This window comes from Streptomyces roseoviridis, assembly GCF_039535235.1.
Lineage (GTDB): Bacteria > Actinomycetota > Actinomycetes > Streptomycetales > Streptomycetaceae > Streptomyces > Streptomyces roseoviridis.
This window is the reverse complement of sequence record NZ_BAAAWU010000001.1, coordinates 1252885-1277743: the sequence shown is the minus strand read 5'-3', so window position 1 is coordinate 1277743 and position 24859 is coordinate 1252885. Positions and strand designations below refer to the sequence as shown.

Genomic DNA, 24859 nt, shown 5'->3' with positions numbered 1-24859 from the left:
CCACCACGTTCCAGGAGTACTCCCATGCCTGCCTCCGGCCTGCCCGCACCCACCCACCGCGACCTCGACCAGGTCACCCAGGCTCTGGAGACGATCTCCCCCCGGTGGAACGCCTGGATCCTGATGACGCTGACCACTCCCGGCCGATACATGGACCTGAAGGCCCGCATGCCGTGGTTGCACGACGGTCAACTCCAGCCCAAGCTCCGCCTCTTGGAAGCCGGCGGCCTCGTCCAGCGCACGGAGCACACCCGTCGCCACGTCGTCTACGGGCTCAGTGACAAGGGCGTCCGCCTGCTGCCCGTCCTCGACACCCTCGCCGAGTGGGGCCGGCACCACCTGGAGCGCCCCACCACGAAGGACCCCGTCACCAAGAAGGAGACGCCCCGCTCGGCAGCCAAGGCCGAGGAAATCGAGGACGCCCTCGCACTGATCTCTCCCCGGCACGCCACCGCGATCCTGTGGGCACTCCGGGTCCGCAACGCCTCGACCGCCGCAGCCCTGGCCTCCTCCGTCATGCCCGACGCTCACCCCACCGCCGTCTACCACCCCCTGCGCCACCTGACGATCAAGGGCCTAGTGGGCCGCGACCGCGAAGGGAAGTTCACGCTCACCGCCGCGGGCCGGGCCCTGACCCCTGCCTACCAGGCACTCATCGCCTGGACGACGGGCTCACCCGCCTCCTATACCGCCTCGCCCACCCTGCGCCCTGTTCCCACGCAAACCGGTCCCGACCCGCGGATGACGGCCGCCGCCCTGGAGACAACACCGGTCGCTCCCGCGTGGAAGCCCGGCGACCTGTTCTCCCACACCTCCGTCGCCCGGCCGCTTCCGGCTGCGGCGGGAGTCGCACGCCGCTGAGTAAGCAGGCCGAACCCGGCGCCCAGATCGACGCGCTTGTCGCCCGCCGAGGCGGAGGCAGCCAGCTCCTGCGGATGCTCACCACCACCTCTGCCCACCTAGAGGGCGAGCCTAGGCGGCCCCGTCCGTCCGGCCGGCGTTCCGCCGCAGCGGGCGGTAGTCCCTCCGCCCCTTCCGCTTCACCCGCCGTGCGCGGGCTGGACTCCTTCTTCTCGACGAAAGCACATGACCGACTTCGTGATCGCCGGGCCCCGGCACGCCCTGCTCCCCAAGCTGTCCCTGCTGCGCCGCATCTACCTTCCCCGTACGGCCGATGCGGCCGCGTTCGCGATGTCCACGTACGGCATCCCGCTGATCGTGCTCGCCACCACCCAGTCCGCCACTCTCACCGGCATCGCCTTCGCCCTGGAGTGGGTGCCCCGCCTCGCCGCGTTCTCGCTCGCCGGGCAGGTCGTGGACCGGCACGGCACCAAGCGAGTCTTCCGCATCGCCTCGGTACTGCGCGCCCTGGCCGTCGTGGCCGCGGCGTTCGTGCTGCCCACACAGGCCGGAGGAGTGGGGGCGACGGTCACGGTGATGGCGCTCGCCGCCATCACCGGCGTCGTCACGGAGTTCTCCTACATCGCCGCCGAGACCGCGGGCGCGACCGCGAGCAAGGACGCCGGCGACCGCGCCCACCGGGTGCAGTCCGTCCTCCTCGGCATCGACCAGACCGCCACCCTCGCCGGGCCCGCGCTCGCCGGATTCCTCCTGCACTGGGTCGGCGTCACCGGCACCCTTCTGACGATGGCCGCCTGCTCCCTGCTGGGAGCGCTGCTGGCGCCCTGGCACCGCGAACCCCGGCTCGTCCCGCCTGCGGCACCCGCGCTCAGCGGCCTGCGCACCGGCTGGAAGACCCTCACCTCCCTGCCGGCACTCGCCTGGCTCGTGACCGGCCTGACCGTCTCCAACCTGGCCACCGGGTTCCTGCAGGCCGCCGCCCCGGTCATCGTGGTGCAGCACCTGGGCCAGTCCAGCGCCGCCGTCGGCCTCATCTGGTCAGCCGCAGCCGCCGCTTCCCTGCTCGCCGTCGCCGCCTGCCGCTTCGCGATCGACCGCCTCGGCCTGTGGCCGGCCGGAGCCGCCAGCGCGGCCGTTGCCGCCCTCGCCGGACTCGCCGTCTCCCAAGCCGGCGACTACACCCGCTTCCTCGTCATGACCGCCGTCCTCATGGCCGGCGAAGGCGGCATGACCGTCGTCCTGCGCACCCTGCGCTCCCACCTCATCCCCGAGCCCGTCTTCGGCGCCACCCTCGCGGTGACCATCCTGGTGATGCTCCTGCCGTTCCCGCTCGCGGGCATCCTCGTCGCCCTCACCCCCGCCACCGCGATCGGCCACGTCCTGACCGCCTGTGCCGGCCTCCAAGCCGCCGGTCTCACCGCCGCGTTCTGGCGCCTGCGACGCGAACCCGCCATGCGTGCCACCCGCACCGCCAGCTCGGCCCCATCGCTCGGAGAACCACAACCGCAATGACCACCACACCCCTGTCGCCGTTCAGTGCCGACCAGGCCCTGTGCGCCGCCTCCCTCGTCCGCGGCCTCACCGACCGCCTTGCCGTCTTGCCCGCCGCCGAGGCGAGCGGTCTCGCCGGCCACCTGCTCGCCCCGGGCGGCCTGGCCACCGACATGCGCCGCCTGCTCGACGCCGCCACCCGCCACACCAGCACCCCCGAAGACAAGGACCTCCCCGTGACCACCTTCCCGGCCTCCTCCCCCACGCATACCACCGGCCGTCCGACGGTCCTGATCGTCGCCCCCGGCGACGAGGTGTACCGGGGCTACTGCCTGGAGCAGGTCGCCGCCGCGTACGACGTCGTCGTCATCACCCCACAGGCCCTCACCTGGGAGACCGAGCACGTCGTCGACCACGAAGTCGCCGACCCGTACAAGCTCGACGAACTCTTGCCCGCAGGGGAGGCGCTCGCCGCCCGGCACGCCATTGCTGGCGTCCTGACCTGGAACGAGCCCCTGCTCGTCAAGGCCGCCCGCCTGGCCGAGCACCTTGGACTGCCCACGAACCCGGCGTCCGTGATGGAAAACTGCCGCGACAAGCACGCCACCCGCGAGCTCCTGGCTGCCCACCGGGTCCCTTCGGCGCGTTCAGGCCGCGTCGCCGACCTCATGCAGGCCATGACCCTGGCCGAGGACATCGGATACCCGGTCGTCCTCAAGCCCGCCGGCCAGGCCGGAAGCGTCGGCGTCATCCGCGTCGACAAGAGTGAAGACCTCGCCCGGGCCTTCGACTTCGCCGCCGCAGGTGCGGGCCTCGCCGGAGGCCAGAACGCGCACGTCCTGGTCGAGGAGTACCTCGACGGCCCGGAGATCAGCGTCGAATGCGTCACCCAGCACGGCATCGCCCATGCCGTCGCCGTCACCCGTAAGAAGCTCGGCTTCGAGCCGTACTTCGAGGAGATCGGCCACACGGTCGACGCCGCCGACCCGCTGCTCGCCGAGGTCGCCCCGATCGCCACCGCCGCGATCCGTGCGCTCGGCATCGACCACGGCATCCAGCACGTCGAGATGCGCCTCACCACGTCCGGCCCGCGGATCATCGAGGTCAACGGCCGCATCGCCGGCGACCTCATCGGCCACCTCGTGCGTCTCGCCACCGGCCTCGACCTCCCCCGCATCGCAGCCGACATCGCCTCCGGCACAAGCCCCGGCCTGGAGCGCACCCGCCTGCGCGCCGCCGGCGTCACCCTCCTCTACCCGGAGACCTCCGGTACCCTCACCCACCGCTCCATCGACAAGGAGTTCGCCGGCCGCACGCCGTGGCTCGACCGCCTCAAGTGGATCGGTCACCTCGGCGACGAGATCGTCCTGCCGCCGGAAGGCGACGTCGACGTAGCTCGCGCCGGCCTCTACGTCGTCACCGGCTACGACGCCGCCAAGGTGGAAGAACGCCTCGCAGAGACCGCGAAGCACATCACCCTCGCCGTCCGGTCCGCTGCCGGGGCCGCAGGAGCCACCGCGTGACGGAGAACGTGACCCGCCGTGTCTATCCGCCCGAAGGCGATGTGTACGTCACCCCCCGCTACCTGGCCGGGTCCAATGGAACCGGCGACGCAGGCTTCGCCCCCGTCGCCCACTGGCCCCACCATGACCTCGACGACGGCCCCTGTCAGCTCCTGGTCACCTCGCCGGACCACCGCATCCGGATCGGCTGGTACGGCGACGACTTCGAGCTGTGGAAGATCACCGCCAGCGAGGACACCTCCTCCCCGACTCGCTGGTCGGCGACCTTCAACCACGTCACCCCAGCGGAGCTCGTCGCGGCCCTGACCACCGAGCTCGCACAGGACTGGGCCGAGGGCAACGACCGCTTCCTCGAACGCCCCTCCCCGTACTGGCGAACCGGGATCCAGCCCCTGATCGACGGGGGCTGGTCCCGCAAGCCATTGCTCCCCGGCGAGATCGGGTTCCTCGCGCCCGACGGCAACGCCGGCGTCTCCATCGACGTCCGCGGCCAGGACCCGGACGCGGAGACGATCGAGCTGTGGGCCGGACCGCCCGGCTGGGGCACCCGAGCAGAGGCGCGGTTCACCGCCAACACCCCTGCCCACCTGGTTGCCGCCACCGCGGCGGCCTTCACCGACCCGACCCCAGTCCTGCGTTACCGCGAACACCTCTCCCCACAGCTCGCGGCCCTGGCCCAGCTCACCCCCGTCACCCCACCGAAGCCGCCAGCCCCGACCCCGCTCGACGTCCAGCGCACCCTACGACGGCCGCCGGCGATCACCACGCTCAGCGTGCCCCGCTGGAGCACCACCACCCGACCCCCGGCGACCGCGATGCCGTCCCCTGGACGCGCCGCGCGCCGCTGACCCCCGGAACTCACATGCCCCTGCGCGCCAAGGAGTTCTTCGACGAACTCGCCCTCCCCTTCGCCTCTGGCACCGTTGTCGGGGATACCTACTACGCCACACCCGTGAGGGACTCGCCGCTCCGGCTGCGGATCGAATTCGCCCAGACGGTCATGGACCGGCAGTACGACGGTCTCCGCCTCACCGTCACCCACGTCGAGCGCGGTGCCCTCGACACCCGGCACCTCTCCTTCGCCGACCACGACACCTTCGTCCGGCGTGATGCCGCACAAGGGCTCGCCGCCGGCCGCGGCGTCATCCGCGACTGGCACAAGGACGGCCCTGCGCCCTGGGCAGGTGCGGAACTCGCCGGCCTGCGCAAGGCGATCGAGGACCTGGCGCGCATCTGGTGTCCCGCCCTGCTCACGGCGCGCGAGGTCGAACCCGAGCCCTGGGCGGTCCGCTGGCACGACCAGTTCTGGGCAAGCGACCCGGCAACGCTCGCCCGGCTCCACGAAGCGACGCAAGCCGTATTCGGCCTCGCTGAGGCCGGCACCTACGACGGCAGAACCGTCTCCGAGTCCCTCCACAACGCCCGCTTCTACGTCATGGACATCCTCGGGCTACCCCTCGACCAGGGCATGCTCGCCGAAGCCGCCGCCGTCACCCAGCTCACCGGACGCCGACTCGGCCCCGACACCGTCGCAGCCCTCGACCGGATCTCCAGCATTCCGCTGGACGAACAACGATCCCTCGTTCAGGCAGCCGCCTGGCGGCACGCCGCCGCCACCCCGGCAGTACGACGTTCGAGCGCGTCTTCCGCCCTCCCGGCGACTGCGGCCATCCGGTCCACCACCCGCATCCACTGACTCCCGCCCCCGTGGCGGCCTCCAACATCACACCAAGAATCAGGAGACCCCCTTCTTCATGCGTGCCTCCCGCCGTACCGCGGCCACGATCGCCGCGACCACTCTGGCCACCGGCTCCCTGATCTGGGCCCCGACCGCCTTCGCCGAAGCCCCCGACATCCCCCCGGGCGCCATCGAGATCACCAAGAAGGACCCCGACGGCACCCTCCTCGCCGGCGCCGCGTTCTCCCTGCTCGACACCCTCAACGGCACCAAGGCCCTGACCGGCAAGACCGCCACTAACGGCATCCTGCGCTTCGAGAACGTCCACCCTGGCACGTACCGTCTCAAGGAGACCGACTCCGGCAGCCCCATCCACGAACTGGCCCCCGACCAGGATGTCATCGTCACCCCCGAGCACACCGTGAAGCTCACGGTCATCGACACCTTCAAGCCCGCCGAACTGCTGGTGAAGAAGATCGACAAGAAGACCGGCAAGCCCCTGGCCGGCGCCGTCATCAACATCACTTCCGCTACCGGCACCGGCAAGGCGCTCACCCTGACCACCGGCAAGGACGGCACCGCAACCACCAAGCTCCCCGTCTCCTCCCGCACCGGCACTGCCTACACCGCCACGGAGACCAAGGCCCCCACCGGCTACCAGCTCGACACCACCCCGGTGAAGATCACCGCCAAGCCCGCGGAGAAGACCACCGCCACCTTCGCCAACACCAAGAAGGCCCAGCCCACCCAGCCGCCCACGACCCCGCCGACCACACCTCCGGTCACCCCGCCGACCACACCCCCGGTCACTCCGACGACGCCTCCGGCCAAGCCGAGCACCCCCGCGCCGTCCAGCTCCGCCACCACCACACCGGCAACGGTGCCGACCGCCAGCGCGCCGAGCCCCCCGACCCCGGAGGGCTCCCTCGCCCACACCGGAGCCGACTCCAACACCTGGATCCTCGTGTCCGGCGGAGCTCTGATCGCGGCCGGAGGTGCCACCCTGATCGCCATTCGCCGGCAGAAGAAGAGCGACGAGGAAGGCCAGTCCGCCGGCTGACCGAGCCAAGTTCAGCGAAGACCTTCTAGACGGTCCCCAGGAACCATCGTCAGGTTCCTGGGACCGTTTGCGTTGCTCCTGTAGGCGCTTCGTCTCCGCGTCATGACCCTTCCCGTGTTCGTTCCCGTACGAGCAAGGCCGCGGCCGTCGCCCGCGTGGAGCGGGACGGCGGCTACGGCTTTCTCGGTGTGCGGCCAACAGCGCGGGTTCTGTATGACGGAGACAGTCTGAGCGAGGTTCGTGGCGCTTCACGCGGCCTTGGTGAGGGTGGACCGGTCGGTGCTGGGGGCGTGCCGGGCGGGTGTCGCGAGTGCGGTCGTCGCTGGTCGTCGCTCGTGGCGCGGCCACAGGAGGAGGGCGCCGATCGCTCCCGCCACGGCAAGGGCCGCGAGGACGGTCCAGGCGAGAGTGAAGCCGCCGTTCGTGCCGAGCCATCCCGCGACGGGGTAGGTGATCAGCCAGGCCAGGTGCGACAGGGAGAACTGGGCCGCGAACGCCTCGGGGATCGCGTTCCGTCCGACGGAGGCGCGCAGGACCTTGCCGGTCGGTGTGATGATCAGCGCCATGCCGACGCCGATCGCGGTCCAGATGATCGCCGTACCGGTCCATGTGGCGAGGCCGGCCGCGGTGAGCGTCACCGCGGCGGTCGTGGCGGCGACGAGGACTCCGGCGCCGGTCGTCATGACGGTGCGGGCGGCGATGCGGTCGAGGACGCGGGGCAGTACGAGGGCGGCCAGGAGGGTTCCGGTGCCCGAGGCGGCGAGCATCCAGGCGACGTCCGACTGCGAGCCGCCGAGCTCGTCTCGGACGTGGTTGACGGTGTTGACGACGACGATCGACCCTGCCGCCGCGACCACGAGGTTGAGCGCCATGATGCCGCGCAGCCGCGGCGTCCTGAGGAAGGTCCGGATCCCCGCTGCTGCCTTGTCCCATGCCTTGGTGTGGGTGCTGGGGCGGGCGTCGGGGACGCGTGCCGACAGGACGAGCAGGGCGGAGAGGAGGAATCCGGCGGACGTGCCCAGGAACAGCCGGTCGAAGCTCAGGAACGTCAGGGCGACGGCTGCGAGGACGGGGCTGAGCAGGCTCTCCATGGTGGAGGCGACCTGGGACGCGGAGAGGGCCCGCGTGTAGTCGGTCTCGTCGGTGACGATGTCGGGGATGACGGCCTGGAAGGTCGGGGTGAACGCCGCGGAGGCGGCCTGGAGCAGGCCGATCAGGACGTAGATGTGCCAGACCTCGGTGACCAGCGGCAGCGCGAGGACCACGACGCCGCGGATCGCGTCGAGGCCGAACAGGAAGGTCCTGCGGGGGAGCCGGTCGACGTACGCGGCGGCCAGCGGGGCTATGAGCACGTACATGACCATCTTGATGGTCAGGGCGGTGCCGAGGACCGTCCCGGCGCGCGGGCCGGCGAGGTCGTAGGCGAGCAGTCCGAGGGCCACGGTGGTCAGTCCGGTCCCGAACAGGGCGATGACCTGGGCGCTGAAGAGGCGGCGGTAGTCGCGGATGGCGAACAGACGCATGGCGGGTTCCTTCCGTGTCCATGCGGCGGGGCACGGCCCCGGGGTGGCGGCCGTGCCCCGCGAGTACAGGCGGGGGTGTCTCTAGGCACCGGTGTCGCTCCCCGGTGTCAGGCCGGCGAGCAGGTTGAAGGCGCCGGTGAGGATGTTGAGCGCGACGACGCCGACGACGTCGGCTATCGCGCGGTCGCTGTAGCCGTGCTCACGGAGCGCGCCGAGCTGTTCGTCGGTGATCGACGTCGGCTCGCGGTAGACCTGGAGGGCGAGGCCGATGATCGCCGCGATCGCGGGATCGGCCGAGGTGCCCGCGTGGGCGCGCTCGATCTCTTCCTCGTCCACGCCCAGGGCGCGGGCGGCACCGACGTGCGCGTCGAGGCAGAGCCCGCAGCCCTGGAGTGCCTGGACGGCGATCGAGATCCGTTCGCTGATTCTGCGGTCGAGTTTGGCTCGTCCCATGGCCCTGCTGAGCTGGAGGTATCCGCCCAGTACGGCCGGTGAGTGCGCCATCGTGGAGACCATGTCGCCGATCTGACCGTGGCGGGAGGCCAGGTCGGCGAGCAGGTCGCGCGAGGCGCCGACCGCCGTGTCGGGCGTGAGTCGGGTCAGGCGGGGCATGACGTTCCTTCCGGTGCGGGGCTGTACGTTCCGTTCATGCCGGTCAGTGGTGTGCGTGGTGTGCGTGGTGTGCGTGGTGGCCGTGGTGGCCGTGGTGTGCCTGGTGACCGTCGTGGTGGCCCTCGTGCGCGGGCGCGGCAGCCGCCGAGGCGGTCCGCACGGTGAAGTCGGCCGTCCGGACGACGCCGTCGTGCTGGAAGTCCAGGTACAGGCGGTACGTGCCGGCCGACGGCGCGACCGCCACGAAGGCGATGTCGGGGCCGGGCGCGGTGATGCCGTCGCCGGGGTGGCCCTCCGGGTGGACGTGGAGGTAGCCAAGGTCACCGACCCGCAGCGCCACGAGGTGCCCGTATGCGGCCAGGTAGGGCTCCAGGTCGGTGACGGGGCGGCCGTCCCGGCTGACGGTGAGGGTCAGCTCGCTCGCCCTGCCGGGCACGAGCGTGCCGTCGAGCGCGACGGTGTACGCGCCGATCCGTGCGATTCCGGTGGCTTCCGGGAGCGGCCGCGGCTCGTACGGTCCGGCGACCGCGACGTCGATCCCCAGCGTCAGGGTCCCGTCGTGGCCCGCCGGGTGGATGTCGGTGAAGAACTTCCAGTCTCCCGGCTCCAGGGCCAGTTCGGTGCTCCAGGTGCCCTTCTCGTCCCGCACCGGGTGCACGTGCTGGAAGCCGGACGTGTCACGCCGGACGGCGATGAAGTGCAGCTCCTTCTCGTGTTCCGGGACGAACTCGGTCACCGCCCGCCCATCGGGACCGACCACCTGGAAGCCGACCGGCTGCACGCCGGCGGTGCGGATCGTCGAGTCGAGCTCGAGGGTGTACCCGTCCTGGGAGACCGACAGCCCACCGGGCAGAGCTGCGCCATGGGCACTGTGTCCGCCATGAGCCCCGTGGACGCCGTGGTTGGCCTGGTCCAGGCCGGAGTGATTCCTCATCACATCTCCCAGGTGTGAAGTGCGCCTTTCGGCGTCGTCCGTTCAGGACGTTGATCGTAACCATATACCCCCGGGGGGTATTCCGGAGGGCTGCGATGGCGGAAATTTCCCGAGGGGGCGCCTTCGGAAGTGGATCTACCGGGCGGAGTCGCCCATTAATGGTCAACTGGCAACTGCCAACCGCCAGACAGCGGTGTGCCAGCACGGCTGCTCATGCCACGAGGGCAGTAGGACCAGCTCGGCACGCTCGACTTGGTCGTGAACGCCGTGGCGCTGTGGGCGCCGGTACCTGGGCGCCCCGTCAAGCGCTGCGGACGGTTGCCGGCCGACGAGCTGCACGGCTCTGGACGAGGGCGTCGCCCGTGTCTCCCCGCTGTGTCACACCAACCTCAACGTCCTTGGTTCTCTCGCCGACTTGGCCATGTTGCTGTTGATGCTGTTTGGGAGCCTCGGCGGGGTGTGGAGGGCGGTGGACCGGCAGCCGCACTCGGGCGCGCTACTCGACCACCTTCGGCAGGCAGGCCCTGTGGTCGATCTCGGCACCGGGGCCGTACCCCCGGTCCCGCGGTCGCGACCATTGCCGCAGATTCAAGGTTTTATGAATTCATGCATCTGTGTACTGTCGGTAGTGTGCTGACTCTCGCTGCTGACGTCGAGGTGCTGGCGCGGTTCGGCCGTGCCCTAGCCGACCCGATCCGCTGCCGGATACTCCTCGCCCTGCGCGAGGCCCCGGCCCACCCTGCCGACCTCGCCGACACCCTGGAAATTTCGCGCACGCGGCTGTCGAACCACCTAGCGTGCCTGCGCGACTGCGGCCTGGTCGTCGCGGTACCGGTGGGCCGCCGTACTCGGTACGAGCTCGCCGACGAACGCCTCGGGCAGGCGCTGGACGACCTACGCACCGCCGTCGTGGCGGTCGAGGCCGACAAGGCCTGTGTGGACGCGGACGAGAAGGGCTGCTGCTGATGACCGCCGAGATATCCATCGGCATAGGCCCGGCTCCGACCCGCCGTGACGCGCTCGCCAAGCGGATACGGCTGCTGGTCGCGGCCACCATCACTTACAACGTCATCGAGGCGGTCGTTGCCATCACCGCTGGGACGATCGCCTCTTCCACCGCACTGATCGGCTTCGGCCTGGACTCGGTCATCGAGGTCTCCTCGGCTGCGGCGGTCGCCTGGCAGTTCTCCACACGCGACCATGCTGTGCGCGAGGCCCGGGAGAAGCGCACACTGCGGGTCATCGCGGTGTCGTTCTTCGCGCTTGCCGCCTACGTCAGCGTCGACGCCGTCCGCGCGCTGGCCGGCACCGCCGAGGCCGAACGTTCCATCCCCGGCATCGTCATCGCCGCCCTGTCCCTGGCCGTGATGCCGTTCTTGTCCGTCGCCCAGCGCAAGGCCGGACGCGAACTCGGCTCCGCCAGTGCGGTCGCCGACTCCAAGCAGACCCTGCTGTGCACGTACCTCTCCGCCGTCCTCCTGGCGGGCCTGGTCCTCAATGCCACCCTCGGCTGGTCGTGGGCCGACCCGATCGCCGCCCTTGTCATCGCCGCCGTCGCGGTCAAGGAAGGCCGCGACGCCTGGCAGGGCAAGGGCTGCTGCGCAACACCCGCCGCCGCGGCGGTCCCCTCCGGCGGCACCGAGACAGACGCGTGCGGCTGCCGCCCCGGCTGCGACTGCTGCAACTGACCATTCACCAGTGCGAAGCGGGCCCCAGCATCAACACCGGGCCCGCTTCGCACTGAACGGCTCCATGGTCCCCTCGCCCGTCCGAGCCGCAGCAGCCACTGACGCCCCTGCCAGCTCAGAGTCAGAGCAGCACCGGCCCTCGACTACTGATTGGCTGATCCGCTACGCCGCCGTTACTGGATCAGCCCGCTACCGGAGAAGAGCGCCGTGGCAGGGAACGCGTTTTACACCTCGGCATTCACCTCGTCGTCCGCGCTGGTTTCGTCTTCGATCAGTCCGTACGGTGGACGGTCCTCGTTGCGGCTGTAGCGCACCACCACGCTGCCTTCCACCAGCGGTGGCGGGCTGTTGTCGGCGACGATGAGCTGTGCTCGGCTACCGCGCTCTGCGAGCCAGAGGGAGAGGTGGTGGTAGAAGTCGTCGATGGCGACGGCATCCGCGATCACGGCATCGAGGGTGCCGCCGTGGCCGAGGTTTTTCTGAGGGCTGTCGATCATGAGGAATCCCGGGTGTGCGGCCCCTGTTTCGACGGCGATCTCGAAGACGGCCAGCTGCCAGGCCAGGGTCAGCAGGGTCCGGGCGCCGGAAGAGGCTTCCTGGTACGGCTCACCGCGCACGAAGGGTGTGAGGTCGGTCTTGATGAAGGGCGTACTGACTTTGGGGTAGCGCCAGGCCCGCAGGAGCTCGCCGTACCGGCTGCTGATCTTGGCGATGATCCGATCGCGGTCGTGGGAGGCGTCCCCGAGCCGTGCGAGTTCCTCGCGGAGACGGGCAATCTGAGCTTCGTGGCGTTCCACGGCGTCGGCCCGTTTGGCAAGTCCTTCGCGGAGCTTGACTGCGCTCTCGGCCTGTTCGAGTTGGCGCAGGACCTGTTCGCGCCTTCGATGCAGGTCGTCGCGGGCGGCGAGGAACGGTGAGACGGAGGGCGATGTCGCGGCGTCCAGCGCGGCGGCGGCTTCCTCTTCCCGGATGGCCGCTTCTTCCGCCCGGAGTTTGAGTGCGGCGAGCGAGGCGCCGAGCTCATCGATGTAGGTGGTGATCTCCTTGAGGCGGGCTTTGGTGGACCGAGTCTCGGCTGCGACGTCCACCCGGTTGTCCCCGGCCTGGCTACCGGTGTCAGCGGCGCCCAGGGCCAACGTCCCTTCTGTTTCCGTTAGTTCATGGCGACAGAGGCTGCAGCGTCCGTTGTCGGCGGTGGGGGGAGCCGACAGCCGGTTCAGGCAGGCAGGGCAAGTGGTGACGCTCAGGGGATCGAAGAGCTGCTGTGCTTCGCCGAGCATGCCGAGCTTGAGGAGATCGTCGGCGTACTGCGCTCGGAGAGGCATTAGGCGTTGGATCTGCGTTTCGCAGTCCCGCAGGACCGCTGCCGCCCGTTGTGAAGTCTGGGCCGCCTTTTTGTGCTGGTGGCGCAGTTGGGCCGCGAATTCCGTTCCTGCCCGCGCCCGGCGGTCCAACTCTGTGAGCTGGCTTGTGATGTCAGCCAGCTCCTGTTCGTGGACGGCAGGTGTGGGTTCACCGTCCAGTGCGGTGGGAGCCTGCTCCACGACGAAGGTACGGGCTGCTGCAAGTTCGGCTTTCGCGCGGTTGAGCCGGCCGCCGAGTTCCTGGATGCGCTGGCCGAGTTCGACGGCGCGGTCGTCGTGGACCCCGAAGGCGACGTCGACGACCTGCCGCAGTTTGTGCTTGCGCATGTAGTCGTTCTCGAAGAGGAAGTTCTTGTCCGCGACGCGTTCGTTGGGCAGGAAGGCGAGCCACATCAGGTCGCGGAAGCTGAGCGGGTCCGTGCGGGATTCGCTGTTGGTAGGCGCTTCGCGTAGCTGGACGCCTTCGAGCTTGCAGTGGCTCAGAAGGAGGGAGGACAGGCTTTCCGGTGCCCCGGGCGGGTCGATGGGCCTGCTCTCCGCCCTGGAGGCGGTCCTGCTGTCGAGCGTTCCGCGGCGTACGAAGGCGACCTTCGAGGGCTCTCCGACCGACCGCTCGATCACGTGCGGCTCGCCGGAGAGCTCGACCTCCACGAGGCATGAACGGACCCTTCGCAGCACCTCTTGGTGGCGGGGGTGCCGTTTCGCTCCGAGCCCGTAGGCGATGAACTCCAGCACCGCCGTCTTGCCGGAGCTGAACGCCCCGGCGATGACGGAGAGGTTCCGTACCCTCTGGCCGGCGGTGAAATCGACGTCGTAAGACCGATCCATGCCGACCAGGCGCAGATGGCGGATCCGGATGCCGGGAAGCGGCTCCATGGTGATCATCCCTCCCAGGACGTTTCCGGCAACGGGCCTGGCCCTAGAACGCTCATGAGGGCAGCCGTGGGGCCGTCGGGTCCGTCCGGCCTGAGCCACCGTGCGGTCTGCTCGCGCAGCCTTTTGTCGCTGAGTTTGCGGAGCTGGCGGACGACGATGTCGGCGGCGGCAGCAAAGGAGGTGGCGTAGGTGGCGGTGAACTGCCCGCCGAGCTCCTGACCGGCCTCGGTGATTGAGTAGGTGAGGGAGCCGTTGCGGGTTCGGACTTTGCAGCACCCATAGGCCACCAGGAGCGCCAGGTCGTGCTGGATCCGTTCCCGCCGGCTCGTGAATCGCTGTGAGGAGGACGCGTAGGCGAGGACCTGCGGGTCGAATCCGGCCAGCCGGAGGAGGCTGGCGTCCCGGCCCTCAGAGGGAACTACGAGGAAGGGGTTCGCGGAGAGGAAGTCGTAGTATCCGAGGCGTTCCAGGGTCGCCCCGTTCGCGTCCTGCGCGGCGACGGCGTCAAGGAGCAGCAGCAGTTGTGCGAGGCGGAAAGGCACTTCGTCCTCGGGCATCACAACGGGCCGGTCTGCTTGCACAGCATGCTCCTCATCAGTGGTCGAGCGGTACGGACGGTCGTGAGTTCTCAGTCGCCGACGTGACCGCTCGCGATCTGGCGCCAGTGCGTGACCCACCCTGCCCGACGGTTGTCGACCAGCCGGTGGACCAGACCCCAGCTGTGCGTCACCTCCAGACGCAGCACCTTGGGCAGTTTGTCGTGCTCACCGCGCACCTCGCGCCATACCCGGCCGTGCAGAGCTGCGAGGGTGCCCTCGGCCGAGCACTCGTTGAACTGCATCTCCCACACCCCGTGAAGGGTGGCGTCAGCAGAGCTCAAGGCGGCAACCTCAGCCGGCACGCCCTTGTGTGCGACTTCGCGCGCCACCAGGTCGGCGTTGAAGAACTGCCTCTTCGCCGAGTCCAGTTCGATGTGGCCGGCCTCGGTCATCTGACGCACGAACAGGGCTGAGTCGAGCGCTGCCGCCTTCTCCTCTTCCATATCCAGCACGAGGCGCATCTGCTCCTGGGCGGGAGCGGCGGGTGGCGTAAACGGTTCGTAATAGGCGCGGCGTACCTGGTCACCTTCGGGGCTCTGCAGCTTCCTCAGAAGCGTGGTCTCGTCCCACAGCTCGATGACGAGGCTGTGCGCCCTTTCCTGCCGCTTTTTCCAGCCGTCCCACCAGTCGGCTGTCGGACCGTCCATGCTCGAGGGGATGCACAGGATCCAGAGCGTAATGGTGTGACCGTTGGCAGCTGCGGCTTTCAGCGCGTTCGCGAGTGATTTGCGAATCTGCTGCGACTGGCTGATTGTGGTCTTCGGCATGAAGTACTTGGACTGCCACACAGTGATGGCGCCCCCGAGGTCACCGGCGAAAGCGTCGATTCCCCAGTCGCCCGGATTCGCCGCGATCATCCGGACGTTCGGATTGGTCGCACTGGCGAGCTGCGCGAGCATCTGCTCGAAGTCGGCCCGTGCCCCGTCCGCGCTTCCGGTCCGCAGTTCGTGCACTCCGAAATGAATGGGCGGAACACCAGCTGCCACCGGCATGGAGTTGTCCAACCTGCACCCCCGCATCCCGCAGGCAACCCGAGTGAACCCACTTCAGCGGGATGTTCACCCTGCGCCACACACAGTAACGGCCGCCAGCGTAAGTGTTACGCAATCAATCGATCAAGGTGTGCGGCGGCAATATCTCGGCTACTGCACGGTGGATGCGCCGGTGGGCAGAGACAGGGACGCCGGTTCGCCCCGGGCAGACAGGGAAAGTCGCGAAAGGACTGGTGGAACGGGGAGAGGCGATGTCAACGTAGACGCCTCCCCAAGAAACCCCAGGTCAAAGAGGTGATTACTCGTGACCGTGGATGCTTCGAGCCCCGGGTTCACCACCACCGTCGCCGCGCTCCGACTGCGCACGTGGCTGCTCGGCCGAGGGCAGCCGATGGCAGTGATCGACCTCTTCACCGATGTCGACTTCAAGGTCATCGTGGATGACCGCGCTGACGTCCATATCGCCAGCAAGGACGGCCGGTTCTACCTCGGTTGGTTCCCCGACGGCCGGCCAGGGTACAGCGGCGAGGGCTGGAAGGTCGCAGTCACTGGCACCGCCGACGCCCCCGGCTACTCCATCTCCTTCGACACGGAGACCCCAGTCGACGTGGTGGCCGCAGCGGTCACGCGAATCCTGGCCACCTCCAGCCCCGTCGCCCCCGCCTGACGGCGGCGACCCCAGACCATCCTTCTTACGCACGGAGGCCCTGTTGTCCTCGGACTTCACCGCCCGCCACCTCATCGCGTGGCTTTCCTCGGTCACCCCCGACACCCCCGTACGCCTCGCCATCAACCCGTTCTTTCCGCTGGAGCACGCCATCGCCGATGTCCTGGCCACGACCGACGCGTTCGGCAACGCCGTGATCTACGTCGTGGAGAGCGGAGAGCAGCTCGGTCCCGTACCGCCAGCCGTGACCGTCGGCGCGGGCTGGCATGAGCCGACCGAGGCCCCGCGCCGCCACCGCGGCGCCGTAGCCGCGCACTCGTACCACCCCAATCGCCTGGAGGGCATCTGAACCCGTACCACCCCCACTACCCTTCCCACCCCGCGTACTGGGTGCGGCCGCGCCACCTGGCCGGCGACGACGACGAACTCGCCGACCGTGTCGCCGACACGCTCATGGAGGTCGGCTGGAGCACGTGGACGACGGCGCGAAGCACGCTGCTGCACCTCAGCCCCCGTGGACTCGCCGGTGCCGAGTGGGTCCGGGGCTCTCACGACTTCCTGCTCGGGGATCTCCCGGTTGCCTGGCACATTTCTGCCCGAACCTGCGCCGGCAGCGCGGTGATGGAGTGGAACGCCTACTTCACCACCGGTACGCCCCCCGAGGCGATCGGCGACTTCCTCCTCGCGGTCGAGGCACGTACGGACCCGGCTATCAACTACGCCGGCCGCGACGTCGTCCTCGACGCCCTCTGCGCGCTCGGGTGGGCCCGCGATCTCGACACCCCGCATAGCCGTGTCTGGGACCCCGGCATGTCTGCCGGCTTCGCCTGGGGGGAACTGCCCGAGCTGGTCCGCGACAGCGATCCGCGCCCGGACCTGTACGGATGGCAGGCGTGGGCCGAGCCCGTGATCGGCGAGCCCTACCAGTGGACGGCGACCTTCAGCGCCAGCGTCCCCCACGATCTCGTCGCCGCTTTCGCCGCTTCCCTCGCCTCACCCATACCGGTGCTGCGCCGCAACCCGCCCGAGAACGCGGACGGCCGCCTTTTCGTCACCCCGGCCCCGTAACCCGCTTGTCACTGCCGGCCCGCTCCCACCACTCTTGAGAGAGGTCCTCGGGCCGCGACGCCCTCCGCCTTCACCCCTGTTCATGATCACTTGTACGACACTCGTCCGCGCCGGTTGCGCGTGGTGAACGAGGGCGGCCCCTGGGCTCAGAGAGCCAGGGGCCGCTTTCGTATGCCCGGAGGGCCAGGGTCAGCCGCGTGCCTTGTCGACGGCGCGGTTGAGATGTGTGTCGACGAGGGCGGGCGATCCGGAGACGACGACGAGCACGGAACCGGCGCGGACGGCGGTCTGCTTCATCACCGTGTCGCGTCCGCCGGCGGTGAACGTAAGCAGATGGCTCCACGCCTCGTCGCCCATGGCGGGCGCCGGCAGCTTCTGCGTGGCGACCGCGATCGGGGTGTCGCTCACGACGACCTGATAGAGCGGGCAGCTGGTCATGGCCTCGAAGACGGTCTTCGTGTCGAGGCCGAGCTTGGCCTGGGTGTCGCTGTACAGCTCCTCGGCCACCTCGGAGTTCGTACCGCGGGTGTAGGTGAACGTGGCCTTGGCGCTGTTGGCGAAGTCCAGGCTCCCGCCAGCCGCGGCGTCGCCGCCGAGGTGCTCCAGGGCGGGGCAGCCGATCACGGTGACGCCGTCGCGGCTGCTGCTGCTGGACTCGGGCTTGCGGGTATAGCCCTGGCCGAGGTCGGTCTCGTCGAGGAGGTGCTCGGCCAGGGCAGCCGAGGTGAGGGGCGCGGCGGGCCTTGCGGCCGGGGCCGGCTTCACTGCGGCGGTGGGCGAGGAGCCGGAGTCGCCGGCTCGGGCGTTGCTGCCGGCGCAGCCGGAGATGGTGAGCGAGGCGAGGACGGCGGCGGACAGGGCGGTGGAGGCGCGACGGCGCACGGGACCCCTTCAATGGTCGACAGCGGGCTGACTGGCCGGACCCGCGACGGGGTTCTCCTCCGGCGACATCGGTGGGGCAGGTGGGCGGTCAGTGGCCGAGGTGCCGCAGGCCGTCCTCGTAGGAGGCGTGCTCGTGCGTGAAGGGGCATCTGTGCTGGCCGTACCAGGCGATGTCGAGGCGGGCCTCGGGCTGCTCGTGCCCAGCAGGGCAGCGCAGCCATACCGCGTCGGGGACGTTGATCACGACCCAGTCGCGGTAGGCGCCGCACCCGTCGCACGTCCGTACCTCTCCGTCGATCACGAGCGGTCGCTGGTGGAGCATCTTCAGCCCTACGACGTGGTTTTGGGCCTGGGCACGAGCCTCGAGCGGGGGCTCGACGTCCGTCAGCCGCATGCGCCCGCCCGCCGTGATGTGGGCTGGTCGGCGGTCGGGCCAGTGCGGTTGTCAGAGCAGGGGCCTATCGGTTAGGGCGCCGCGTCACGTTCTGCTCCTGGGACGCTGTGCGTGATGCTCCGGAGGACGACCGCCTGACGGGGTTCATTCCGGCTGCGTCGGCGGGAAGGTCCGCGGCCCGGCGCAGTCGCCAGACCAGGACGTCGCTGACGCGCTCTGCGGTGTTGAGTTCGCGGCGTCCGGCGGCTTCGGTGAGGAGTGTGGCCGGGTCATGGCCGGCGGCCTCGGCGTCGGCGAGGGTGGCCGCCAGGGCGTACCAGCCGGGTTCGGCGAGGACCTGCTCGGCGAGATCGGGGATCGCGCTTCGTACGACGGCGCTCTGCAGCTGTAGCAGGGGGCGGGCGAGGCGCCGACCGCGCTGGTGGAGCACGGCGAGCGGATGGTCGGCGGCGGCCCGGTAGGCGGTTCGGAGGTGCTCGGCGGCCCGGTGAGCGGCTTCCGCCTGCTGGGCGTGGTCCTTCCTGGCGTGCCAGTGCGCGATGGCGGTGATCAGGAAGAACAGCATGTCGATCGCCATGGCCGTCGTGGCGCCGTCCTCCCCGCGACCGAGGGCCGGCCCGCCGTGGACGAGTTCACGGGCGGCCTGCCGCAGGGCACGGTCGTGCCCGCGCACGGCGCGGACGTGGGAGCGGGAGGCCCGCTCGAATGCCCAGGCGGCTTCTCGTAGTTCCCGGCGGGTGTGGGCGGCGGACGTTTTGGCGAGCGCGTCGAGGACCTCTCCCGCGGCGGCGATGTAGGCGGCGGCGACCGCGTCGTCGCCCTGCTCGACGACCATGACAGCCTGCCAGGCCGCAGCCGCCGTCCGTCGGCGCGCGGCTGCCGGCGCTCCCGGCCCTGCCCGTCTCGGTACTTCGGCCGGGATGTCGTCTCCTCCGGGGGCATCTGCGGACCAGCGCTCTCGGATGCGGGGCAGGGAGAGGTCGGGGGCGAGACGGGCGCCGGGGTAGTAGACGGGCTCACCGTCCTTGTTGCGGTCGTCGGGCAGCGCGACCTTGTATCCGAGCAGATCACCGGAGGGAGCGACGCGCTTCTTCACCAGGAGGCCGGCGGCGGCCAGCCGGTCGAAGAACTCCTTCTCGCCCTGGGCGCCGGCGACGGCGCGTCGTGCGGTCTCACGGAGTTCCTCGCGGGCGGTCCGCTCGCGGCCCTGGCGCTCGGCCTTGTGCCGCTCGGCGCTGGTGGGCCGCTGAGCGGCGGTGCCGTCCCCGGGCGCGACCTGGTGCAGGCCGAACTCCTTCTCGATGAGCCGGACCTCGGCCTGGGCGCGTTTGCCGGAGCGGAAGTCGTCGGGCCGGGTGCCGTCCTCGCGCACGAGGGTGGCGACGATGTGGATGTGGTCCTCTGCGTGCCGTACGGCGGCCCATCGGCAGCCGGGCCGTCCCTCGCCCGGGTCGATCCCGGTCGCGGCGACGATCCGGCGGGCCACCTCGGCCCACTCCGCGTCGGACAGCGTCCGGTCTCCGGGCGCGGTGCGTACGGAGGTGTGCCAGACGTGCTTTGCGGGCCGGGCGTGCTTGGGGAGAGCTTGGACGGGCTGGTCCAGGAGCTGCTGGAGGTCCTTCAGGGTGGCCTGCGGATCGCGGCCGGGGTCGGGGGCCATGCCGTCGAACGAGGCGACGAGGTGCGGGTCGACGTGCTCCTCGCGCTTGCCGGGGCCGTAGAGGTAGGCGAGCAGGCCGATGGTCCGGTCGCCGGGCTCGTTGACGCTCGGGATCATGCCGCCTGCTGCCGGTCGAGAACCGCGGTCGCGGCAGCATGGACCGCTTCGGCCGCGCGTCGCACGGCCGCGAGGGTTGCCTGCAGCTGAGGTGCGTCCGCGCCGGAGTTGAGCGCCTTCACGGCCTGGTTGAGATTGCTGCCGGCCCAGCCGAGCTTGCGTCGGCTGTCGAACAGAGCGGTGATCACGTCACGGTCGTCGGCGACCTCGGCGCTCGTGCGCTCGAGATCGCGGGCTGCGGCGAGCGCGGCACGGGCGAGGAAGCCGGCGACGGACAGGTTGCAAGCAGCGGCGGCGGCGACGATCAGCGCATACTCGTCTTCGTTGAAACGGGTGTTGGGCTGGCGAAGACGCTTCTTCGCCGGCGGCTGACGTGGTCGCTGGCGCGCACGGCGCTCGCGACGGCGCGGCTTCGACTTCTGCTCTTCCTCCGGCTTCGATCCGCCCCCGGTCGAAGCCTCCGGGACCTGCGCCCCCTGGTGCAGGTCCTCTCCCGCCCCTTCGGGGGCGGGCTCGACGGAAGCTACGCTTCCGCCCCAACTTGCTCCCTCCCGCACCGAGTTGTCGGTCTTCCGCCTGCCGGTGGGGGTGGGGGTGTTCTGCTGGTTCGTCACGGGGCCGGGTCCTTGGGTCGGGGAAGAGCGGGACCGCTCCGGGCACGGCGTCGGAGCGGTTTGGCGGAGCCGAGAAGGCCCAGCGGGTTGCCGGGGCTTCTCGGCTACCGCTGGGGCTATCCGCATTCGAGGCAGCGTGCGACGTGTCCGGACAGGTCCTTGGCCATGCGGTGTTTGCTTCCCTGGGCCAGCCCGCTGCTGCCTTTTGCGGTCGGCGAGCCCTGGTGCCGGGCGGCGTGATTGAGCAGGTAGGTGGTTTCCTGCGTGTACCTGGCCTTGATCCGGGCGAACTCCCGGCAGGTCTTCATCGCGCGCTCCTCGCGGCCGTGGCCTGCGGCGTACGCAGACGCTTCAGAACCGGGGTCAACCGGTCGTTTCGGATGGGGATCTTGTGTTCGCGCATGATCCCTCTGAGCTGGACGCGGGTGACGGCTTCGTTGCCGTCCCGCTTCAGTACCTCGGGGATATGGGGACGGACCAGCTCGATGATCTCGTCCTCGGTCAGCCGTGGGGCACGTGGCCGCCGGCCCTTCGGACCCACGGACGGTTCTTGGTCCCCGTGAGTGTCGGGACGGCCCCCCCGGGCTTCCTGGTCCCCGTCGGTGTCGGGACGGTCCCCGTGGGGTTCCCGGTCCCCCTCGCCATCGCGACCGTCCTCCGGGGGCGGGTGGGGGAGGGGCAGGTCAAGGTCTGCTTCCGGGTTGGCGTGCTCGTGCAGGGGACGGTCGCCTCTGGCCAGCGGCTTCCGGCCGGTATCCCGGTGAGAGGACTGAGGAGCCGCCCGGGTGGCCATGGTGTTCGTCCGAGCGCCAGGGCGGGGACCGTTGCCTGCCCGGACCCAACGCTCCCTGGTCCCCTCATCCTGTCCGCGGGGACCGGACACTCGGCCGTCGTGCTCCAGGCGCGGGACCGAGTGCGTGCCCGGCTGGGGACCGTCCCCTGTGGCACTCGCCTTCCTGAGGGCGGCGGTGGGGACCGGGGACGCTGCGTTGAGGCCGTCCCTTTCCCGGGGACCGGCGGTCCCCACTTCCACGGTCCCCGCAGTGCTCTGCTGGAAGCGACCCCGGTCCCCTTCGACCACGGCTTCGGTCCCCGGCGCCGTCGTCGGTGTGGGCGCTTCGTCGTGCCGACTGCGAGGCGCGACGAGTTGGTGGATCTGTCGCATCAGGACACCGAAGGCCAGCAGGGCAGCGGTCGGAGGGACGGCGGCGACGATGTAGTCGAGCAGCGGGACCGGGGCGTCGGTGCTGCCGTGGACGCCCGCGACGTTCAGGGCAATCGAGCCCACCGAACCCGTGACCGTGAGACCGATCGCCCAGCCGTCCGTCACCCGCTTCAGGCCCGCGCGGAGCATCAGCAGTTCACCGGTGACGATGAAGGCGTCCACCGTCGCGGGCCAGGCCCACTGCCGGACTACGGAACCGCCCAGCCCATGTTGGCCGGCGACTTCGGCCAGGTGGGCGTAGGACAGCCAGAAGGACGCGATGGTGAGGGCCACGATGACGGCGCCGGCGGTGACGAGGACGTACTGCTCGGCATCCCGCGTGGAGGGACGCTCGGTCGGATCATGAGGGTGGGTCATGCTGCCTTTCGGAGCTCGTCGAACAGGACGGGCGCGTGGACGTGCCGGTCCACCGGGACGATGTCCTCGTCACTGCGCTCGATGTCCGGACTGTCCGCGTCGTGGACGGTGCTCGTCGGCGGCTTCTCGCCGCGAGCCGTGGCCTCGCGAGCGGTCACGGCCGGCGTGGGGTCGGAGTGCACGTTGTGCCGGTCACGGTCCTCGATCGCGTGCGACTCCTCGCGCATCACGTCCCGGGCCCAGTCGACCGTGACGCGCAGGATGTGGGCGAGGCGGGTGGCACTCCAGCCCCTGGCGCAGGCATAGCGGATGATGGCCTTGCGCTCGAGACTGCTGAGGTGGATGTCCCGCCCGTTGATCGCCGAGCGCACCCGGCTGTAGTCGAGGCGGCCATCGAGCTGCTCACGCCACTTGGCCCGCTCTTTCAGGGTCAGCCCGCCCCACATCCCCCACTCGGCCTTGTTCTCCAGGGCGAAGTTGAGGCAGTCGAGCCGCACGGGGCAGGCGGCGCAGACCTGCTTGGCCTGCTGCCGGTCGCGGGTGTTGCGGGGGCCGTGGAAGAACAGCCGGTCGGCCTCCTCGGGGTCGATGCCGTAGCAGGCGGCGCGGGCGTGCCAGCTGTGGTCCGAGATCGAGCGGATGGTCGGCTGGGGGCCGGTGTTGGTCGTGATGTAGCGCATCAGGGTGTCTTTTCGGGTACGCCTCGGGCCTCTTCGATGCCGCTCGGGCGGCGGAAGGGCAGGGCGGGGCGGAGGGGGCCCGACTGCGGCGGCGGGCCGAGGAGATGAAGGGACGCGCGTCAGCGCTGGAAACGGCGGTCGGGGCCGGTGAAGCGGACCGGGGTGCACATGCCGGACAGGCGGCTCAGCACCCGGTCGCCGACCAGGTCGCGCAGGACCGGCTGGCCGGGGGAATCGGCGAGCTGGCGGACCGGCGGCAGGTTGGTGGTGAAGACCGTCGGAAGTCTGTTCTGGCAGCGCCAGTTCACCAGCCGGAAGAGCACCTCTTCGTTCCAGGCCGATGTCTTCGCCGCCCCCAGGTCATCCAGGAGCAGCAGGGGCACCCGGACGATCCGGCGGAGCTGGTGCTCCAGGTCCACGCCGGCCTGAGGGCGGGCGTCGCCGTACAGGTCGGCGGCGGTCGTGGCGTGCCAGGCCACCCCGCACCCGGAAGCGGTCAGGGCCCGGATGGCGGCGTACGCCTGGTGGGTCTTGCCGGTTCCGAGATTCCCCCACAGCAGCAGGGACGGTCCGTGCGCGATCCGTCGGCGGCCAGGGGTGCCGTACTGCGGGTTGAGCCCGCCGGTGTTCGGGGCGACCGCGCTGTCGGCGACCTTGCGCACCCAGGCGGCGACGTCGGGGTGCTCCACCAGGGCGTCGCGGTAGTCGATCGGGATGCGCTGCTGCGCGGCCTCCAGGGCTGGGATCGGCTCCGGGGTGTCGGGGAGTGCGGCGGCCAAGTCGATCCCGCGCTCGGCGAGCTTCGCCTCCAGGCGGGCTCGCAGCCGTTCCGGTACGGCGGGCTGGGGGTCGGCGAGTTGGTACCGGGTCACAGCCGGCCTCCGAATCCACTCGGCTCGGCAGCAGGGTCGATGTAGGGCATGTAGCTGGAGGTGGCCCAGGGGCCCCCGCCGGAGGCGCCGACGGCGGACGGCGACCGCGAGGCGTTCAGTGCCTCGTTGACCAGGCTCGGCAGGACCGTCGCGTGCAGGCCCTTCATCCGCAGCTGGCCCAGGGCAGCGCGGATCACGTCCGGGTCGAAGCCCTCGTTCAGGAGGCCCTTCACTTGTCGGCCGACGAGGGCCACGACGTCCTTCGGAGGACGGTGGGCGCAGTCCCGCACGTACTCGGCCACCAGCGCCTTCGTCGAGGTGACCGGCGCAGCGGTGGGTGTGGCGGGGGTGTCGCCCCCCTTAGGGAAAGATCCAGGATCCAGGATCCTAGATCCAGGCAGCAAGCCCTCGCGAGTATTCGTCGAACCATCGTTGAATGCCGCCTGACCTGCGGGTTCGCCGGGCGGCTCCGATACGGCCCGGACGAGGTGTCCCTCGCTGATCACGCGTACGGTGCCGCCGCTCACCACGGCCTCCGAGGCCGTGTCCGGCGCTCCCGAAGCGGACGATTCCTGTGATTCGAGGGCTCGTCGAGGATGCGTCGAAACCGTCTGGGCCACGTCCGGGCCCGCGGGCCGCGCGGTGTCGGTCTGCTCGGCCGCCGGGCAGGACTCTTGGCAACAGCCGCCGCACTTCTGGTGGCTCTGATGGACCGGACACCGCGGGCGACGCGAGGCGGAGGGGCGGTCGATCTTTTGGTGCTTCTCCCACGTCACCACGTGCAGGTAATCGTTCCCGTCGCAGCCCGCGTATCGGCAGATCAAGCCGGCACTCGCCAACTGCTCCAGGTCGATGGCGACGTTGGCAGGCGTGTGATCGGCGCGAAGGGCCCAGAGCCGACCCGCGATGATCGCGGGGTGGTCGCGGAAGCGGCCGGCGTCGTCGGCCTGCGTGAGCAGCCCGAAGAAGGTCACCATCGCGGTGACGTCGACCGAGGCGAGATCTTCCGACTCGAACGCCTCGGGCTTGATCGTTCGGATACGCGCCATCAGGCAGCACCCCCCATGGGGAGGCGGCGAATCGCACTCGTTGCGCGGGCCAAAACCCCCGGCCACTTGCGCA

At 70.3% G+C, this 24859-nt stretch carries 25 protein-coding genes and 1 pseudogene; 11 read left to right on the top strand and 15 right to left on the bottom strand.

Annotated elements, in window-relative coordinates; genetic code table 11:
- Positions 1 to 24: 24 nt before the first annotated feature.
- From ABD954_RS05695 to ABD954_RS05670, 6 genes are all read left to right on the top strand, one after another.
- On the top strand, positions 25 to 861 hold the full coding sequence (locus ABD954_RS05695) for a winged helix-turn-helix transcriptional regulator (protein WP_345484666.1): 837 nt from the start codon (positions 25 to 27) through the stop codon (positions 859 to 861).
- Between the two features lie 225 nt (positions 862 to 1086).
- Positions 1087 to 2373, top strand: a complete 1287-nt coding sequence (locus ABD954_RS05690) for an MFS transporter (RefSeq protein ID WP_345484665.1) — start codon at positions 1087 to 1089, stop codon at positions 2371 to 2373.
- Positions 2370 to 3875, top strand: coding sequence for an ATP-grasp domain-containing protein (locus tag ABD954_RS05685; RefSeq protein WP_345484664.1), 1506 nt, complete (start codon positions 2370 to 2372; stop codon positions 3873 to 3875). The genes ABD954_RS05690 and ABD954_RS05685 overlap by 4 nt, the downstream gene beginning before the upstream one ends.
- Complete coding sequence (locus ABD954_RS05680) at positions 3872 to 4723, top strand: SPDY domain-containing protein (protein ID WP_345484663.1); 852 nt, start codon at positions 3872 to 3874, stop codon at positions 4721 to 4723. Before ABD954_RS05685 ends, ABD954_RS05680 begins: the two co-directional genes overlap by 4 nt.
- Before the next feature lie 14 nt (positions 4724 to 4737).
- Positions 4738 to 5571 (top strand): hypothetical protein, encoded by an 834-nt coding sequence (locus ABD954_RS05675; protein ID WP_345484662.1) that lies wholly within the window; start codon positions 4738 to 4740, stop codon positions 5569 to 5571.
- A 58-nt stretch (positions 5572 to 5629) separates the two neighbouring features.
- Positions 5630 to 6613 carry an MSCRAMM family protein gene (locus ABD954_RS05670; RefSeq protein WP_345484661.1) on the top strand — a complete coding sequence of 328 codons (984 nt, stop codon included), beginning with the start codon at positions 5630 to 5632 and terminating at the stop codon, positions 6611 to 6613.
- Between the two features lie 248 nt (positions 6614 to 6861).
- Here the strand turns inward: ABD954_RS05670 and ABD954_RS05665 are convergent, their stop codons facing one another.
- The 3 genes from ABD954_RS05665 to ABD954_RS05655 all read right to left on the bottom strand — a co-directional run bounded on the left by ABD954_RS05665 (position 6862) and on the right by ABD954_RS05655 (position 9682).
- A complete protein-coding gene (locus ABD954_RS05665; protein ID WP_345484660.1) occupies positions 6862 to 8136 on the bottom strand; it encodes an MFS transporter in 1275 nt (424 codons plus the stop codon).
- 81 nt (positions 8137 to 8217) lie between these two features.
- Entirely contained in the window at positions 8218 to 8748 is a 531-nt protein-coding gene (locus ABD954_RS05660; RefSeq protein ID WP_345484659.1) for a carboxymuconolactone decarboxylase family protein, read from the bottom strand.
- Between the two features lie 43 nt (positions 8749 to 8791).
- The gene (locus ABD954_RS05655) at positions 8792 to 9682 is read right to left on the bottom strand and encodes a hypothetical protein (protein WP_345484658.1); all 891 of its coding nucleotides are present in this window, start codon (positions 9680 to 9682) and stop codon (positions 8792 to 8794) included.
- Positions 9683 to 10312: 630 nt separating this feature from the next.
- Here ABD954_RS05655 and ABD954_RS05650 point away from each other — a divergent pair.
- The gene (locus ABD954_RS05650; RefSeq protein WP_345484657.1) at positions 10313 to 10648 is read left to right on the top strand and encodes an ArsR/SmtB family transcription factor; all 336 of its coding nucleotides are present in this window, start codon (positions 10313 to 10315) and stop codon (positions 10646 to 10648) included.
- Positions 10648 to 11370: a cation efflux transmembrane domain-containing protein gene (locus ABD954_RS05645; protein WP_345484656.1), complete on the top strand. Its 723-nt coding sequence runs from the start codon at positions 10648 to 10650 to the stop codon at positions 11368 to 11370. The genes ABD954_RS05650 and ABD954_RS05645 overlap by 1 nt, the downstream gene beginning before the upstream one ends.
- Positions 11371 to 11594: 224 nt before the next feature.
- On the opposite strand, the gene ABD954_RS05640 is transcribed toward ABD954_RS05645, so the two are convergent.
- The 3 genes from ABD954_RS05640 to ABD954_RS05630 are packed head-to-tail and all read right to left on the bottom strand — an operon-like array spanning position 11595 to position 15213.
- The gene (locus ABD954_RS05640) at positions 11595 to 13619 is read right to left on the bottom strand and encodes a coiled-coil domain-containing protein (protein ID WP_345484655.1); all 2025 of its coding nucleotides are present in this window, start codon (positions 13617 to 13619) and stop codon (positions 11595 to 11597) included.
- Positions 13616 to 14191, bottom strand: a complete 576-nt coding sequence (locus ABD954_RS05635; RefSeq protein WP_345484654.1) for an ABC-three component system middle component 2 — start codon at positions 14189 to 14191, stop codon at positions 13616 to 13618. Before ABD954_RS05635 ends, ABD954_RS05640 begins: the two co-directional genes overlap by 4 nt.
- A 47-nt stretch (positions 14192 to 14238) precedes the next feature.
- Positions 14239 to 15213 carry a serine/threonine protein kinase gene (locus ABD954_RS05630; RefSeq protein WP_345484653.1) on the bottom strand — a complete coding sequence of 325 codons (975 nt, stop codon included), beginning with the start codon at positions 15211 to 15213 and terminating at the stop codon, positions 14239 to 14241.
- 292 nt (positions 15214 to 15505) lie between these two features.
- Here ABD954_RS05630 and ABD954_RS05625 point away from each other — a divergent pair, with 292 nt between their 5' ends.
- The 3 genes from ABD954_RS05625 to ABD954_RS05615 are packed head-to-tail and all read left to right on the top strand — an operon-like array spanning position 15506 to position 16936.
- Complete coding sequence (locus ABD954_RS05625; protein WP_345484652.1) at positions 15506 to 15868, top strand: SPDY domain-containing protein; 363 nt, start codon at positions 15506 to 15508, stop codon at positions 15866 to 15868.
- Positions 15869 to 15911: 43 nt separating this feature from the next.
- Positions 15912 to 16217, top strand: a complete 306-nt coding sequence (locus ABD954_RS05620) for a hypothetical protein (RefSeq protein WP_345484651.1) — start codon at positions 15912 to 15914, stop codon at positions 16215 to 16217.
- A 41-nt stretch (positions 16218 to 16258) separates the two neighbouring features.
- On the top strand, positions 16259 to 16936 hold the full coding sequence (locus tag ABD954_RS05615; protein WP_345484650.1) for an SPDY domain-containing protein: 678 nt from the start codon (positions 16259 to 16261) through the stop codon (positions 16934 to 16936).
- A 189-nt stretch (positions 16937 to 17125) separates the two neighbouring features.
- On the opposite strand, the gene ABD954_RS05610 is transcribed toward ABD954_RS05615, so the two are convergent.
- The 9 genes and pseudogenes from ABD954_RS05610 to ABD954_RS05570 all read right to left on the bottom strand — a co-directional run bounded on the left by ABD954_RS05610 (position 17126) and on the right by ABD954_RS05570 (position 24786).
- Positions 17126 to 17818, bottom strand: a complete 693-nt coding sequence (locus ABD954_RS05610) for a hypothetical protein (RefSeq protein WP_345484649.1) — start codon at positions 17816 to 17818, stop codon at positions 17126 to 17128.
- A gap of 88 nt (positions 17819 to 17906) precedes the next feature.
- Entirely contained in the window at positions 17907 to 18140 is a 234-nt protein-coding gene (locus tag ABD954_RS05605; RefSeq protein ID WP_345484648.1) for a hypothetical protein, read from the bottom strand.
- Positions 18141 to 18276: 136 nt separating this feature from the next.
- Positions 18277 to 19989 (bottom strand): relaxase/mobilization nuclease domain-containing protein, encoded by a 1713-nt coding sequence (locus ABD954_RS05600; protein ID WP_345484647.1) that lies wholly within the window; start codon positions 19987 to 19989, stop codon positions 18277 to 18279.
- Positions 19986 to 20603, bottom strand: a complete 618-nt coding sequence (locus ABD954_RS05595) for a plasmid mobilization protein (protein ID WP_345484646.1) — start codon at positions 20601 to 20603, stop codon at positions 19986 to 19988. Before ABD954_RS05595 ends, ABD954_RS05600 begins: the two co-directional genes overlap by 4 nt.
- A gap of 116 nt (positions 20604 to 20719) precedes the next feature.
- On the bottom strand, positions 20720 to 20911 hold the full coding sequence (locus ABD954_RS05590) for a hypothetical protein (RefSeq protein ID WP_345484645.1): 192 nt from the start codon (positions 20909 to 20911) through the stop codon (positions 20720 to 20722).
- Positions 20912 to 21720: 809 nt separating this feature from the next.
- Positions 21721 to 22185 (bottom strand): annotated as a pseudogene (locus ABD954_RS05585) (DUF2637 domain-containing protein); the annotation flags it as partial.
- Complete coding sequence (locus ABD954_RS05580; protein ID WP_345484644.1) at positions 22182 to 22865, bottom strand: WhiB family transcriptional regulator; 684 nt, start codon at positions 22863 to 22865, stop codon at positions 22182 to 22184. The pseudogene ABD954_RS05585 and the gene ABD954_RS05580, both read right to left, overlap by 4 nt.
- Positions 22866 to 22984: 119 nt before the next feature.
- Positions 22985 to 23737: an ATP-binding protein gene (locus tag ABD954_RS05575; RefSeq protein ID WP_345484643.1), complete on the bottom strand. Its 753-nt coding sequence runs from the start codon at positions 23735 to 23737 to the stop codon at positions 22985 to 22987.
- Positions 23734 to 24786, bottom strand: coding sequence for a hypothetical protein (locus ABD954_RS05570; protein ID WP_345484642.1), 1053 nt, complete (start codon positions 24784 to 24786; stop codon positions 23734 to 23736). The genes ABD954_RS05575 and ABD954_RS05570 overlap by 4 nt, the downstream gene beginning before the upstream one ends.
- Positions 24787 to 24859: the final 73 nt, after the last annotated feature.